Annotated in this window: 14 protein-coding genes and 1 tRNA gene; 1 reads left to right on the top strand and 14 read right to left on the bottom strand. The window is 55.1% G+C overall.

What is annotated here, in order from left to right; translation table 11 throughout:
* Positions 1-166: 166 nt before the first annotated feature.
* The 9 genes from ACY692_RS01925 to ACY692_RS01885 all read right to left on the bottom strand — a co-directional run bounded on the left by ACY692_RS01925 (position 167) and on the right by ACY692_RS01885 (position 9,353).
* Positions 167-1,399: an EAL domain-containing protein gene (locus ACY692_RS01925; RefSeq protein WP_462323641.1), complete on the bottom strand. Its 1,233-nt coding sequence runs from the start codon at positions 1,397-1,399 to the stop codon at positions 167-169.
* A gap of 351 nt (positions 1,400-1,750) precedes the next feature.
* The gene (locus tag ACY692_RS01920) at positions 1,751-3,271 is read right to left on the bottom strand and encodes a sigma-54-dependent transcriptional regulator (RefSeq protein ID WP_462323640.1); all 1,521 of its coding nucleotides are present in this window, start codon (positions 3,269-3,271) and stop codon (positions 1,751-1,753) included.
* A gap of 330 nt (positions 3,272-3,601) precedes the next feature.
* Positions 3,602-3,844, bottom strand: a complete 243-nt coding sequence (locus ACY692_RS01915) for a hypothetical protein (protein WP_462323639.1) — start codon at positions 3,842-3,844, stop codon at positions 3,602-3,604.
* 153 nt (positions 3,845-3,997) lie between these two features.
* Entirely contained in the window at positions 3,998-4,549 is a 552-nt protein-coding gene (locus ACY692_RS01910) for a FumA C-terminus/TtdB family hydratase beta subunit (protein ID WP_462323638.1), read from the bottom strand.
* Positions 4,549-5,385, bottom strand: a complete 837-nt coding sequence (locus ACY692_RS01905) for a fumarate hydratase (RefSeq protein ID WP_462323637.1) — start codon at positions 5,383-5,385, stop codon at positions 4,549-4,551. The genes ACY692_RS01910 and ACY692_RS01905 overlap by 1 nt, the downstream gene beginning before the upstream one ends.
* Before the next feature lie 79 nt (positions 5,386-5,464).
* Positions 5,465-6,217, bottom strand: a complete 753-nt coding sequence (locus ACY692_RS01900; protein WP_462323636.1) for a fumarate reductase iron-sulfur subunit — start codon at positions 6,215-6,217, stop codon at positions 5,465-5,467.
* Positions 6,218-6,220: 3 nt separating this feature from the next.
* Positions 6,221-8,056 carry a fumarate reductase flavoprotein subunit gene (locus tag ACY692_RS01895; RefSeq protein WP_462323635.1) on the bottom strand — a complete coding sequence of 612 codons (1,836 nt, stop codon included), beginning with the start codon at positions 8,054-8,056 and terminating at the stop codon, positions 6,221-6,223.
* Positions 8,057-8,070: 14 nt separating this feature from the next.
* A complete protein-coding gene (locus ACY692_RS01890; protein WP_462323634.1) occupies positions 8,071-8,721 on the bottom strand; it encodes a succinate dehydrogenase/fumarate reductase transmembrane subunit in 651 nt (216 codons plus the stop codon).
* A 284-nt stretch (positions 8,722-9,005) separates the two neighbouring features.
* Positions 9,006-9,353 carry a hypothetical protein gene (locus tag ACY692_RS01885; RefSeq protein WP_462323633.1) on the bottom strand — a complete coding sequence of 116 codons (348 nt, stop codon included), beginning with the start codon at positions 9,351-9,353 and terminating at the stop codon, positions 9,006-9,008.
* Positions 9,354-9,727: 374 nt separating this feature from the next.
* Between ACY692_RS01885 and ACY692_RS01880 the strand changes: the two genes are divergently transcribed.
* Positions 9,728-10,021, top strand: coding sequence for a PilZ domain-containing protein (locus ACY692_RS01880; RefSeq protein ID WP_462323632.1), 294 nt, complete (start codon positions 9,728-9,730; stop codon positions 10,019-10,021).
* A gap of 20 nt (positions 10,022-10,041) precedes the next feature.
* Here the strand turns inward: ACY692_RS01880 and ACY692_RS01875 are convergent, their stop codons facing one another.
* From ACY692_RS01875 to ACY692_RS01855, 5 genes are all read right to left on the bottom strand, one after another.
* Positions 10,042-10,365 (bottom strand): hypothetical protein, encoded by a 324-nt coding sequence (locus tag ACY692_RS01875; RefSeq protein ID WP_462323631.1) that lies wholly within the window; start codon positions 10,363-10,365, stop codon positions 10,042-10,044.
* A 255-nt stretch (positions 10,366-10,620) separates the two neighbouring features.
* A tRNA-Leu gene (locus ACY692_RS01870) sits at positions 10,621-10,707 on the bottom strand.
* A gap of 16 nt (positions 10,708-10,723) precedes the next feature.
* Positions 10,724-11,152: a preprotein translocase subunit SecG gene (gene secG, locus ACY692_RS01865; RefSeq protein WP_462323630.1), complete on the bottom strand. Its 429-nt coding sequence runs from the start codon at positions 11,150-11,152 to the stop codon at positions 10,724-10,726.
* Between the two features lie 126 nt (positions 11,153-11,278).
* Positions 11,279-12,034, bottom strand: coding sequence for a triose-phosphate isomerase (gene tpiA, locus ACY692_RS01860; RefSeq protein WP_462323629.1), 756 nt, complete (start codon positions 12,032-12,034; stop codon positions 11,279-11,281).
* A complete protein-coding gene (locus ACY692_RS01855) occupies positions 12,031-13,218 on the bottom strand; it encodes a phosphoglycerate kinase (protein ID WP_462323628.1) in 1,188 nt (395 codons plus the stop codon). The genes tpiA and ACY692_RS01855 overlap by 4 nt, the downstream gene beginning before the upstream one ends.
* Positions 13,219-13,268 lie beyond the last annotated feature (50 nt).

Raw genomic sequence — 13,268 nt, 5'->3', positions numbered from 1 at the left:
AAATATGTTGCAAACCCATACCGTGGAAGTGGTTTGCAACATATATGTGTATAGCCCGTATCCCTAAAAAACACAACACAGACCTACCGGAACGTGGCGGTTATCAGGCCCCGCGGAGAGAAAACCTTGTGTGCTTCCCGGATCCCCCCACCACCCGAGAACGGTTTCAAGCGGAGGGGAACAACCGAGGAAAACATTCTTTTTTAGCCACAGCATCAATTATCTGTGATGACCTTAGGACGGTGGGCGTTCCGTTATCCTGAACATATCTGCACGTTGTCGTACGTAAAGAGGCGATGCAGTCCTCGCTGCCGGCCAGCTTGGTCAACACATGGATGCCCAGGCAGGAAAATATCTTGGCGAAGGTGGCAAAAAGATCCAGCTGTTTTTTCGTGACATGGGGGGGAACAAGATTGTTCCTGAGGTGGACGGCCTTGAATGGAATAACGGAGAACCCAAAAAAATAGCTCAGATCAGACAGATTCGGTCGGAGTTTTTCAACGATAAAATTGATCCCAAGGGCATGATAACGGTGCAAGAGCAATTGTTCCCGGGGACTCTTGGTCCCGAAACTTTTTTTGGGCGTCTTTATCCACACCAGAGAAGGGTCGATACCGTTGTCTTCAAGAACATGCTGGAGCACATGCAATATGCATGGTGATCCCAATTGTTCACTGGACATACCCACCTGGACGAAATACCGCCCCGGACCGCCTCCAGTATTCCAGGACCGGAGATCCCTGCAAGCCTGGACAACCATCCAGATGCCCAGGACAAGCGCCCCTCCGGTTCCCTGCAAAAACTCCAGAGAGGATGGCCTGATCCGGTCTTCATGGTTATCAGCCCACCGGAGCTTGGCCTCGAATCCAGCCGCTGCGCCCGAACGGACATCGTAGACCGGCTGATACGCGAGGGAAAAAACCCCTTGGGACAGGGCCTGCATAAGACATCCATTGTGCCGCAGTGCTGTCATGGGAAGTGACCATTCTTTCTGACCAGTCATCTGCTCACGACAAATTGCCCCCTGTTTGTCTGACGTCGAAAGCCGGCTGACAAACAACAAAAATTTCTTGTCCTCCGGCCCGGCATTGAAACCTGCGACCATGACCGAACGCCTGGTTCCGTCCAAGGGCGTCCATGTCCTGAAAACCACCCATGGTTCCAGGCACGCTCCAAGTCTGCTTTTTCTGATTTCATCGGCCATAGCATTCCACCACCCGCAAAAACCGCCTGGGTAGTCCTGGAAAATCGCATTGATTCTCCGGTTGGCCCCATAGATACGGCCATGGCAGTCGGCGATACAAAACCCCATTGAGGATTTTTGCAAAAGCGGATCGTCATCGAACTCGTCTACCATAAAACAATCAAATGTATTGGAAAGATACCTTACGTGTGGCATGGTCGGATCCCAAACAAATCGGTTAAAAAGGTGTCGGCGCCCTTTTTTTCAGACACGGAACGGAATAACATGACGGTTCGTATAAATTCACAATTTGTGCCATATACAAAAAAAAGAGGAGACATAGAACCTATGCCTCCTCTTTTTTATATATCTGTACCTATTCAGGCCAAAACCTTGCTGCCCCCCCCCTTCACGTCCAACGCTTGATCTGCGTATTGATCAACAAATTCAGGCTATTGAAAAATTGCAGCAACGAGGGGCCTACACATTAACCACTTGTAATCAAAAGAAAAAAACAATAATACAGAAAACCATAGTCCCCCGGACCGTTTCCTTTTTCCGGTTGCATTAGGAGGCCCTAGCTTTTTTGGACCTACGGAAATATCGTCCGTGTTTTTTAAGCAATTGGTACAGACGCGCTCTGGAAAGAGCGGAATATTCACACGCCTGGACAATATCCCCCTCCGAGAGGTTCTCCAAGTCGGTCAGATAGCCCTTTTCCATGTTAAAAACGGCTTCTTCCCTTTTTTTCTTGTAGGTCGGGAAGGTTGTGGGATCAAGATTTCTTTCGGTCGCGGGCACCTGGGGGGTGGAGGCAGCAGTTGCCTCTCTCCGTTCGCCGGAGTCCTGCGCATGGAAGGTAGCCGGTGGGACCGTAGTATGGGTGACCATCTCGGGACGGGGATGGTCATAATTGGACCGGATGATCTTCACCCGCACATCAACCGGCAAATGGTGGGGATAAAGGTGTCGTTCCTCCAGGGCATTGTTCACGGCTATATACAGGGTATTGACCATTTCCCTGACATTCCCGGGCCAAGAATAACAACAGAGTGCATGGATAAAATCCTCGGATGGCACCTTGTCGACGACCCGATATTCCTCACATATCTTGGGGGTATAGTGTTCCACGAGGAAAGGAATATCCTCTACCCGTTCCCTGAGGGGGGGGAGTTCTATGACCATCCCGCTTATCCTGAAATAGAGATCCTTCCTGAACTCATCTTTTTCCACCATATCCAAGAGAGACCTGTTGGTCGCCGAAACCAGCCTGAAGTCGCTCTCTTCCTCACTTTTCGACCCCAAGGGTCGGAAACGTTTTTCCTGCAACACCCGCAAAAAAGATTTTTGGACACCAGGGGGCAACTCCCCGATTTCGTCGAGAAAAAGGCTGCTCGTGTCGGCCTGCGCTACCAACCCCTGTTTTTTTGCGACCGCACCGGTAAACGCGCCCTTGTCGTGTCCGAACAACAAGCTTTCGGCCAACGTCCTTGTAAGATTGGTACAATCGACAACGACCAACCGTTTGTCAGCGCGCGGACTATTTTCATGCAGGGCACTGGCAAAGAGTTCCTTGCCGGTGCCGGTTTCACCCACAAAAAGAACGCTGCACATGGACTCCGATGCACGTGCCAAGGAATCCAGAGACCGCTGCAGCCGGACACTTTGTCCGATTATCTTATCCCTTTTAAGAACTTTTTGTCGAGCGAACTGCCGGCGTTTCTCCCTGCTCTTTAGGACCCTGGAGATCATACATTGCACGGCTCCAATGGATATGGGGGTCCCCAGGTAGTCCCATGCCCCCTGACTTATGGCCGAAGCGGCGGTGTCCGGATCGCCTTGATCGGTCATGGCAATGATATCGGGCATGGACGGCAGTTCCTGCAGCTTGGATATCCACTGTACTCCGCTTCCCCCGTCGAGCATGACATCAAGAAAGACGACCTCGTAGCTGCCGTCCGAAGAGGCTGCGTCATATCCCTCCCTGATTCCCGGGGTAAAAACAGGCTCATGCCCCATGCGTTGGGAGAGTGAAAGAATCGACTCGCAAAAATCGTTGTGTTTTCCGATAACCAATATTTTTCCCATGCTACCTCCACACATATATACAAGGGGATGCAAAAGATGACAACATGTCCCAGCCGGTAACACAGGAAAAAAAACATGTCTACCAGAAATAGATTTTTATTTCCCATTTTCTATAATTTGGCAGACATTTTTTAATATTTTAAGCAGTTAGTAAAAAATAAAAAAAAAACGTCATTTTAACATGCAGTACAAAGACAATAGGTTTTAAAAAAATAGAGCAAAAATTATGGCCAATATATCTTTATTATTTATTTTTTGTTGTAGGACAAAAAAATCCCCCCCGACCATTGTATGATCAGGGGGGGGGGAGTCGAGGACCGTTCCAAAGGATCACGCGGACATCATCGCCTTTTCGAAAGAATAGACAAAATTCGCATACCCCTCATAATCGTTGAAGGTTACGTCCTGCTCGCCGAATTTTCCGGTCAACTTCAGGGTGTAGACCTGCTTGCCGTTGGACGAATCGATTTTGAGTTCCTTATGGACATCGTTCAAGGGCACTTTTTTGGTAAAAAAGAACCACTGGGGGATAGCCAGACATTTTTCTGCGACATTAACCCTGACCTGAGCCATACACGCCTCCTGAAGTTATGTAATTATGGACCATTACATGTCCAATTCGCTTACATGGTTTAAATAAAAAAGTAGCATGAAAGCATTGCACATGACAAGGGGGTTTTTGAAATATTCCCAAAAGTCGGCCCACTGTATGCCCAAACTTCCGGTTCAGGCGTCCGGCAGTTTGGGCGTTGCGTACAATTCTCCACCCAGGGCATCGTTGATGACCAGGAGGGGGAAATCCGTGACCTTGAGCACCCGGACCGCCTCGGGGCCGAGTTCCTCATAAGCGATGACCCGGGCCTGCTCGATACACTGGGAAATGAGGGCCCCTGCCCCGCCGGTGGCACCAAAATACACGCCCGTATGTTCCTCAAGGGCGTCCTTGACCGCCTGACTGCGCTTGCCCTTGCCTATGCTCGCCTTGACCCCCAGAGAATGGAGGTAGGGGGCAAAGCTGTCCATGCGGTAGCTCGTGGTCGGCCCGGCCGAGCCGATGGGACGGCCTTCGAGGGCGGGTGTCGGACCCACATAATAGATAACCGCGCCCTGCAGCGGGAAAGGCGGTCGTTCACCCCTCTCCAAGGCATCCACGATCTTCTTGTGGGCGGCATCCCGGGCCGTATATACCAGGCCGGACAACAGCACTTTGTCACCGGCCCGCAGCTGGTCGATATCCCCGTCGGTCAGCGGGGTCTGGAGTCTGTATTCCTTGCTCATTATATGCTCACCTCCAGATGACGGGATGAATGGCATTGGACGTTCACGGCCAGGGGAAGGCTGGCGATATGGCATGGGGCCATATTGATACGCACGCCCAGACAGGTGGTCCTGCCCCCCAGCCCCATGGGGCCGACACCAAGTTCGTTGATGGCCGCATGGAGTTCGTCCTCCATGGCCGCGATCTCGGGATCGGGGTGGGGAATGTCCAGGGGCCGGAACAGGGCCTTTTTGGCCAGAATGGGCGCCTGGTCAAAGGTGCCCCCGATGCCCACGCCGACAATTGTCGGGGGACAGGGATTGGGACCGGCCTCGGCCATGCGGTTGATCACAAATTCCTTGATCCCCAACCACCCCTGGGCCGGGGTGAGCATGGTCGCCCGGGACATGTTCTCGCTGCCACCGCCCTTGGCCATGAATCGGATGGTCAGTTTGTCGCCGGGTACAACATCCGTGTGGATGATGGCGGGCGTGTTGTCCCCGGTGTTATTCCGGGTCAGGGGATGGCAGGCGGATTTACGCAAAAATCCATCCCTGTACCCCTGTCGGACCCCTGCATTGATGGCCCCGTACAGGTCACCCTGAACATGGCATTCGTTGCCCAGTTCCACGAAAAAAACAGCCAGTCCGGTATCCTGACACAGGGGCAGCCGGGTGGACCTGGCCAAAGCCGCATTGTCCAGAAGCTGCTGCAGCACTTCACGCCCCGCAGCAGAAGTCTCATTTTCCAAAGCCGATGTGAGAGCCCCGAGCACATCTTCAGGCAGCTCCACATTGGCCGTAACAACCATCTCCGCAACCCTGTCCGTGATGGTTGAGGCGTCTATCTGGCGCATGGTTCGCTCCTTAATTGCGAAAAAGGCCGGACACGGTGACCCATGCCCGGCCCGTGTAAACGGATCATGACCGCTGTGATCAACAGGTCTTTTTCCTGCCGATCTTTAGATCCTTGAGGGCAAAGAGCCCCATCTTGCGACGCAGGAAGCCGAGCTGGTCCTGCAGGGGCAGATCCTTGGGGCAGACATCTTCACAGCCCAAAAGGCCCATGCATCCGAAGATACCCTGGTCGTTGCCGATGAGCTCAAAATAATCCTTTTCCTCACGCTCATCCCTGGGATCAAGGATGAACCGGGCGATACGGTTCAGGGCCACGGCCCCGAGAAAATCCTCGCGCATCCGGGCCGTACCACAGGCGGCCAAGCAGCATCCGCACTCCACACACCGGTCGAGCTCATAGATCTGCTCGGCGGTTTCGTTGGCCATACGTTCCTCTTCGGCGGCGGGATCAAACTCCTTCTGCGTATGGATCCAGGATTCGATATGCGTGTTCATCTCTCTGAACCAGGTGCCCGTGTCCACGGAAAGATCGCCGATGAGCTTGAAAAACGGCAGGGGCAAGAGGGTGATCTGGCTGGGCAGGTCCTTTGTCTTGGTCTTGCAGGCCAGGTTGGGCCGACCGTTGATGACCATGCCGCACTGCCCACAGATCCCGGCCCGGCAGCAGAAATCGAATTGCAGGGACGGGTCCTGCTCTTCCCTGACCCGGTTCAGGGCGATGAACAGGGTCATGCTTTCGGTCTCGTCAATATAATAGGACTGCATGTGGGGGGTGGAGTTCGGGTCCTGGGGATTGTAACGGAATATGTTGATTGTGAGCATTCTGTCCATGGATTAGGCCTCTTTATCGTCTGCGCTGATAATTTTTCCGCCGCCGTAACCGCGTTCTCCGGGGGGCAGTTCAAAACTCGGGGTGACGGGCTCGTACTTCAGGGTGGGCAGATCCGCACCTTCTTCCCATGTGGCCAGGGTTCTGACCAGCCAGTCGCGGTCGTTACGCGCGGGATAGTCCTCACGGGCATGACAGCCGCGGCTCTCCCTACGCTCCAGAGCACCGTAGGCCACACACAGGGCCATGCGGACCATGCCGGGCAGTTTGAGTGCCATGGCCAGCTCGGGATTGGCTCCCAGACCGTTGCTCACCAACGCGAGATTCGCGGTGCGGGCATGGACGTCCTGGAGGGTCTTGACGGCCTGCTGCAGATCATCCTCATTACGGAAAATGCCCACCCCCTTCATCAGGGCTTCCTGCATGATATTGCGCAGCTCATAGACATTTTCCTTACCACCCCCGCTGATCAGGGTATCGATACGGGCCCGATCCCTTTTGAGACGGTCATCGATGACCGCGGTCTTGAAGGTGGCCGTTGCCCCTTGCAGATACTCGACCACCTTGTCCCCGATGATCTTGCCGGCGACCACGGTCTCGGCCAGGGAGTTGCCCCCGAGCCTGTTGAAGCCGTGCAGATCCCAGCAGGCACCCTCGCCCGCGGCAAAGAGTCCCTTGAGCCCGTAGGCGGCTCCGTCCTTGTCGGTGCGCACCCCGCCCATGCTGTAATGGTGGGTGGGACGGACCGGAATGAGCTGATACAGAGGGTCGATGCCCAGAAAATTCTGACAAATCTCGTCCACCTCGCGCAGCTTGGTCCGGATATGGGCCTCGCCCAGATGCCGGATGTCCAGCCAGAGATTGTCGTCCCCGTAGGAATTCTTCACCCCGAGCCCTTTTCTGATGTGCTCGATCATGCGCCGGGAGACAACGTCACGGGAGGCGAGCTCGGCCTTTTCCGGTTCGTAGTCGGGCATGAACCGTTCTTCGTTCACGTCCAGCAGGGTTCCGCCGTCGCCCCGGCACCCTTCGGTGACAAGGATATCCGTGGGCACGATGCCCGTGGGATGGAACTGGATGGCCTCCATGTTGCCCAGGGGAACCACGCCCGTATCCAGGGCGATGGATTGTCCCCCGCCCTCGCAGATGACCGCGTTGGTCGTGTTCTTGTAGATCCGGCCGTACCCGCCCGTGGCCGAGAGGGTCGCCTTGGCCACGTACACCCGGAGTTTGCCGGTCTTGAGACACCGGGCCACCACACCCTGACAGGATTCCCCGTCATGGATCAGGGAGATGGCCTCGACACGGTCGTGGACCTGCACGCCCATCTGGGTGGCACGGTTGTCCATGGTATAGAGCACGGCATGGCCGGTCCCGTCGGAGGTGTAACAGGTCCGCCACTTGGCCGTGCCCCCGAAATTTCTGGAGGTAATCAGCCCTTCCTTGGCAGTATCTTCGAATTTTTCGTACTTCTGACCGCCCTTGTAGTAGAACCCCTTACCGCCGACCACGCGGTTCCACGGGACTCCCCAATGGGCGAGTTCGCGCATGACAATGGGCGCGGTGTCCACGAACATGCGGGCCACTTCCTGATCACATCCCCAGTCCGATCCCTTGACCGTATCCAGAAAATGGACATCCGGGCTGTCTCCCTCACCCATCACGGAATTGCCCAGCGCCGCCTGCATACCCCCCTGGGCCGCCGAGGAGTGGGAGCGTTTGGAATGGACCAGACTCAAACAGATGACATCGAACCCGGCCCCGGCCGCCTCGATGGCCACACGCTCACCGGCCAACCCGGCACCCAGGCACAACAGGTCTGTATATATTGTTTCAACCATGTTTCCCCCTTGCTCTACACGCTCAGTAAATAGAATCGGATCAGCGATACCAGGTCGATAGCCACCAGAGCGCCTGCGAAGATATATAAATATTTCTTTATCTTCGCCCTGTTCTCGCGCCGTATGTATCCCCACTTGACCCCGGCCCGGTAGATGCCGACGGCCACGTGCATGGCCACGAAAAGGAGGAAGAAGAGATAAAACCACAACCACGTTCCGGCATAGAGCAGGGCCACGGATTTTTCCGCGGTAATGGGCAGATCGTTCAACAGGACCCACATGTGGATGGACCCCATGAGCAGAATGAGCATCCCGGTCACGGCCTGGACCAGCCACAACCAGGTGTCTTCATGGCGCATCATCCGGGCGTGCTTCCAGATCACGGACTGCTGGGCGGCCCGAAAGGGGATCTTGCGGGCCGCTAGCACGAAATGCAGCAAAAAGACAAACCCGATGACCGGTCCGCCGACCTGGGCCATACCGGTATTCTCGAAAAAACCGGCCAGACCGTTGAACGTACCCGCGCCAAAGATGACGCTGGCCACGAAAAGAGAATGGCCCATGATAAAAAGAACCAGGCCGATACCAGACAACACCTCCAGCCAGTCCAGGACTGCCGAAGTCCTGGTGGGAGACTGGACGTGCATGGTCGTATCACTCCACATATGACCTCCATAAGATATTGGAACACAAGAACAACACAACAAAAACGGGTCCGAGTCAGTTACTCGATATAAAAACCAAAGGCAAACATATTGCCGGCCGAATAATGCTCTGTTCCGGGGAAATGCACACAAGGATCTGCGAACGGATCTGACCGACAGGCCTACGGTAGAGGACCCGCCATCGGGAAGGAGGGGGCAAATCAGGAAGGAAGAAGGATAAGGGGGGGGGGCGGACAAACGGAGAAAGAATTTTTCTTGGGGAACGCCGACAAGGGCATGCCGCCCTATTTGGACGGAGGGGACCAGCATTCAGCGTGGTTGGAGCGGGCGGCCTGCTGTTTTTTGGCACGGAGTTCTTCGATCACATCGAGGTCATTGCCATTCCATTCCACGCCCAGGAGTTCGGCAACCCAGGTTTTCTGGATCGGATCATACCATGTCCCGCCAACATTTTGTTCTTGGTACCATACAACTGTCTGGATTTCGTTCTCACGGCAGATTTCCAGCCTGATATCAATGGCGTCCTGGGAATGGAGACAGATGCCGTCCTCATACACATATTCCTTGGTAAATATTTCGTCTTCCGAGTTGCCAAGGGTCTCGATAATGACCTTTCCATTCAATTTTTCCATAACGCCTCCCAAGCACGGACATATTGCAAAAAAACTCCGCTGGCCAACGCCCCTGGGTGGTCCCGCCAAGAGCTGGGCCCAAGAAAACCGTCCGCCAACGTTCCGGTCATTTAGTGAAACAATGCACAAAGATCAAGTCCAAGAAATACCCTCTGCCCGGAACTCTCCGGCGGGTCCTTTTTGCCCATCCCAAAAGCCGGGCCAACCTGTCCAAGACTGCGTGCTGAAAATCCCAAGAAGACGGGCGGGGGTTGCCGGGTCACGGAATGGAGGAAACACTGACGATCAGACAGACCACCCATCCTTGAAAAGGGGTTGTTCTCTTGGACCGGGGATGATATATTTTTATACATTACGTCAACAAGGAGCCCAGCATGTACCAATTCCCGGAAAAACGTAAATTCGACCGGCACGACAGGCTCGGTGTACTCATAGTGACCGAACAGGACCGGGCCTCCACCAAGGTAATACTGCTCAACTACAGCAAAACCGGTCTGTACATCAAAAGCCCGAAATCCTTCGCTCCCGGCCAAACCCTGCATATATCCTCCGCTACCTCCCTCAAGGGCGAGGTGGCGGCAGATTGCCGGGGAAAAGTGGTCTGGTGCTCACCGGTCATCGGTAAACACCCCCACTTCAGGGCCGGCATCAGATATGTCGGCACATGATTCCTAGAGCTTTCGGGGTCTCACGCATCCTTGCGGGGAGGTTGTTGCCTCGTCTTTCGCCGGCCGTTGGGTTTTGCGTGGTTCACAGGACGCGACTGCGTCCCCCCGGACTTGTTGCGAAAAATACGGGCCAAGATCGACACGGCCCCGTGTTTGACCAACCTGACCGTAAAGATAGCCAGCCAAGTCACAAATGCCATGTTTGTCTTGGCCGCCTTGTGGACCGATTCTTTGACCAGATCCTTTGATTCCTCAAAGGCCTCTTCGGTTTCCGGATCGATCTGAACCGGCTTACGCTTGGGCTTGACCACAAGATTCCGCGTGTATTTATCTTGATCGGACATACTCATTGCTCTCGGTTGGAATGGACCCTACGTACGCATGGCCGGATCTGATTTTTTGACACATTGCCGGGCCGAACCCTCCCCGATCCCCGGCCAGCCACAGGAGTTTCCGTCCATACGTTGTTTGCCTGAGTTCATCAAGAATGGTCCCAAGTAGAAAATGGACCTCCCGAAGATTGGAAAAGCTGGTCGCTCCTGGCGCTGTATCCAGCACAAAAAAAGCCGCCTGAATGTTCAGACGGCTTTTTCATGGCGTGGTGCCGAAGGGGGGACTCGAACCCCCACGGGTGTTAACCCACTAGCACCTCAAGCTAGCGTGTCTACCAATTCCACCACCTCGGCATTGCATCATCCTGACTTACTCCTTGGCAGGATCATTCGCTGTTTCAGTGTCTTGCACCGCATCAGCAGGAGCAGCTTTTACGGATTTCGCTTCCCCTTGTCCAGCATTTTTTTTATCATCAGCCACTTTTTTTTCAGGCGCGGGTACAACGGGGGCTGGTGCCTGTGTCGCCGATGGCGCAGGGGCATCGAGAACGATGGACTCTTTGGGGGTCTGGTGCTGGGCCGTACTCATATATGTGAAGGTCAACGAGGTGACAAAAAAGATCGCAGCGGCCCCTCCGGTGAGTTTGGTCAAGAGACCACCGGCCCCGCTACTCCCGAAAAGGGAGGTGCTCCCACCACCGAAGATGACCCCCATGCCCTCCTGGCCAGACTGCAGAAGGACGAGAACAACCAATGCGATACATGCGATAATATGGATGGTAATAACCAATGAACCCAAAGTAGGACCTCCTGAACCACCGGACTCCCCCTATGTTGATACCGGAGCCCATGCAAGGAAGCCATGGGGGGTAAAGGGATAATGCCCAGATTGTATTTATACAAAAAAGTTATTGTTATCAGAATATTAAGCCAGCACAATCCGGCTGAAGCTCTCAGCTTCCAAGCTCGCGCCACCTACCAGTACCCCGTCGACATTGTCAAGCCCGATGATTGGGGCACAATTGTCCGGCTTGACGGACCCACCGTAGAGTATACCGAGCTGTTCCCCGTTTTCCGGAAAGAGAGCCAAGAGCTTCTCCCGTACCAGGGCATGGGCATCCAGAATTTCCTCGGGGCCGGCGACCTCACCGGTCCCGATAGCCCAGACCGGCTCATACGCCACAACCAATTTTTCGGGATCCGCGCCGGACCCAAGTCCGGCAACCCCCTTTTCAAGCTGCCGGGAAAGCACTTCCTTGACCCGGCCGTTTTTGCGCTCCTCGAGGGTTTCTCCGATACACAGGACCATCGTGAGTCCCTTTTGCACCCCAAAGGCAACCTTGGCACCAACGAATCCGTCGGTTTCTCCCAGGACGTGGCGGCGTTCGGAGTGTCCGGCCAGGGCATACGCGCACCCAAGGTCGAGAAGCTGATCCGGGCAGATCTCACCGGTAAAAGCGCCCTGGTCTGCCGGGTAAAAATTTTCACCACCCAAAAAGACCTGTTCGCGCCCCGCAAGCTCCTGTCCCACCCCATGGAGCAGGGTGAACGGGGGGATAACAAGAACCTTTCTGTCTCCGGGAATGCTCCCGTCAACAAGCTCCATGAGCTTCTTGGCCGTTGTCACACCCTGCGCGTGGGTCTTGAACATCTTCCAATTGGCAGCCATGATTTTTTTCATTGTACCTCCTTGTCCTGCAGTGCCTTGAAGGCGGGCAACTCCTTCCCCTGGAGGAATTCAAGAAAGGCCCCCCCCCCGGTTGAGATAAAGGAAATCTTGTCTTCAATACCCAGAGTATGGATGATCGCATCGGTATCTCCGCCCCCGACGATACTCAGGGCGTTCGACTGGGCCACACCCATGGCGAGATTGAAGGACCCCTGCGAGAAAAACTTGTTTTCAAACGCCCCCATGGGACCATTCCAGACAATGGTCGCCGCATCCCGAATGCCCTCGGCGAACAGGGCGGAGGTGGCCGGTCCGATATCGAGGATCATCTCTTTGTCCGGGACGTCCTGGTAGGGGCATACTCCCGCTGTCATCTCCCCATGGGGCCCATCCCCAAGGATAGCATCGACAGGAAGATACAACCCCACGCCGCGTTCCTTGGCCCTGGCCATGATCGCCCGGGCCTCGTCCAGGAGATCGTCCTCCACCTTCGATATCCCCACACCGTACCCCTGGGCCTTGATAAAGGTATTGGCCATGGCACCACCAATGAGCATGCGATCGACCCTATCCAGTAAGGTCTGCAGGACTCCCAGCTTCGAGGAGACCTTGGCACCCCCGGCTATAGCCACAAAGGGACGCTTGGGATCCTTCAATGCTTCCCCTAGATACTCCCACTCCTTTTTGAGCAGAAGCCCGCCGCAGCATTGGTCGACATGCTCGAGCACGCCGACCACCGATCCATGGGCACGGTGGGAGACCCCGAAGGCATCATTGACATATGCGTCCACCCCTTGTGCCAACTCGTGGCAGAACGCTGGATCGTTTTGCTTTTCCCCCGCATGGAACCGAAGGTTTTCCAGCATGAGCACGCCCCCCGGATTCAGCCCCTCGACCATTTTTTGTGCCGCACCACCGGTGCAATCAGGGGCCATGCCGACCTCCTGCCCGAGGAGTTCACCTAGACGCCGGGCCACAGGAGCCAACGAGAGCCCAGGGACAACCTCTCCCTTGGGTTTTCCCAAATGTGAACACAGAACCAGGGAACACCCCTGCTCCAGGGCGAGCTCCAGGGTCGGCAGACTGGCCCTGATCCTGTTATCGTCCGTGATCATTCCGTCGCTCAAGGGAACATTGTAATCCACACGGATAAGAAGACGCTTGCCCTGTATGTCGACCGTATCAATAAACCGCATGCAAAACTCCTTGTTTTCGGGCCATGCAGGAGAACCCGGTTTCATACTGG

Source organism: Desulfoplanes sp., from assembly GCF_054921335.1.
This window is presented reverse-complemented; position numbering and strand designations above follow the sequence as displayed.

Coding starts and splice junctions, on each gene's coding strand:
- ACY692_RS01925 (WP_462323641.1), bottom strand. CDS start 1,399: ATGCCACACGTAAGGTATCTTTCCAATACATTTGATTGTTTTATGGTA.
- ACY692_RS01920 (WP_462323640.1), bottom strand. CDS start 3,271: ATGGGAAAAATATTGGTTATCGGAAAACACAACGATTTTTGCGAGTCG.
- ACY692_RS01915 (WP_462323639.1), bottom strand. CDS start 3,844: ATGGCTCAGGTCAGGGTTAATGTCGCAGAAAAATGTCTGGCTATCCCC.
- ACY692_RS01910 (WP_462323638.1), bottom strand. CDS start 4,549: ATGAGCAAGGAATACAGACTCCAGACCCCGCTGACCGACGGGGATATC.
- ACY692_RS01905 (WP_462323637.1), bottom strand. CDS start 5,385: ATGCGCCAGATAGACGCCTCAACCATCACGGACAGGGTTGCGGAGATG.
- ACY692_RS01900 (WP_462323636.1), bottom strand. CDS start 6,217: ATGGACAGAATGCTCACAATCAACATATTCCGTTACAATCCCCAGGAC.
- ACY692_RS01895 (WP_462323635.1), bottom strand. CDS start 8,056: ATGGTTGAAACAATATATACAGACCTGTTGTGCCTGGGTGCCGGGTTG.
- ACY692_RS01890 (WP_462323634.1), bottom strand. CDS start 8,721: ATGTGGAGTGATACGACCATGCACGTCCAGTCTCCCACCAGGACTTCG.
- ACY692_RS01885 (WP_462323633.1), bottom strand. CDS start 9,353: ATGGAAAAATTGAATGGAAAGGTCATTATCGAGACCCTTGGCAACTCG.
- ACY692_RS01880 (WP_462323632.1), top strand. CDS start 9,728: ATGTACCAATTCCCGGAAAAACGTAAATTCGACCGGCACGACAGGCTC.
- ACY692_RS01875 (WP_462323631.1), bottom strand. CDS start 10,365: ATGTCCGATCAAGATAAATACACGCGGAATCTTGTGGTCAAGCCCAAG.
- tpiA (WP_462323629.1), bottom strand. CDS start 12,034: ATGAAAAAAATCATGGCTGCCAATTGGAAGATGTTCAAGACCCACGCG.
- ACY692_RS01855 (WP_462323628.1), bottom strand. CDS start 13,218: ATGCGGTTTATTGATACGGTCGACATACAGGGCAAGCGTCTTCTTATC.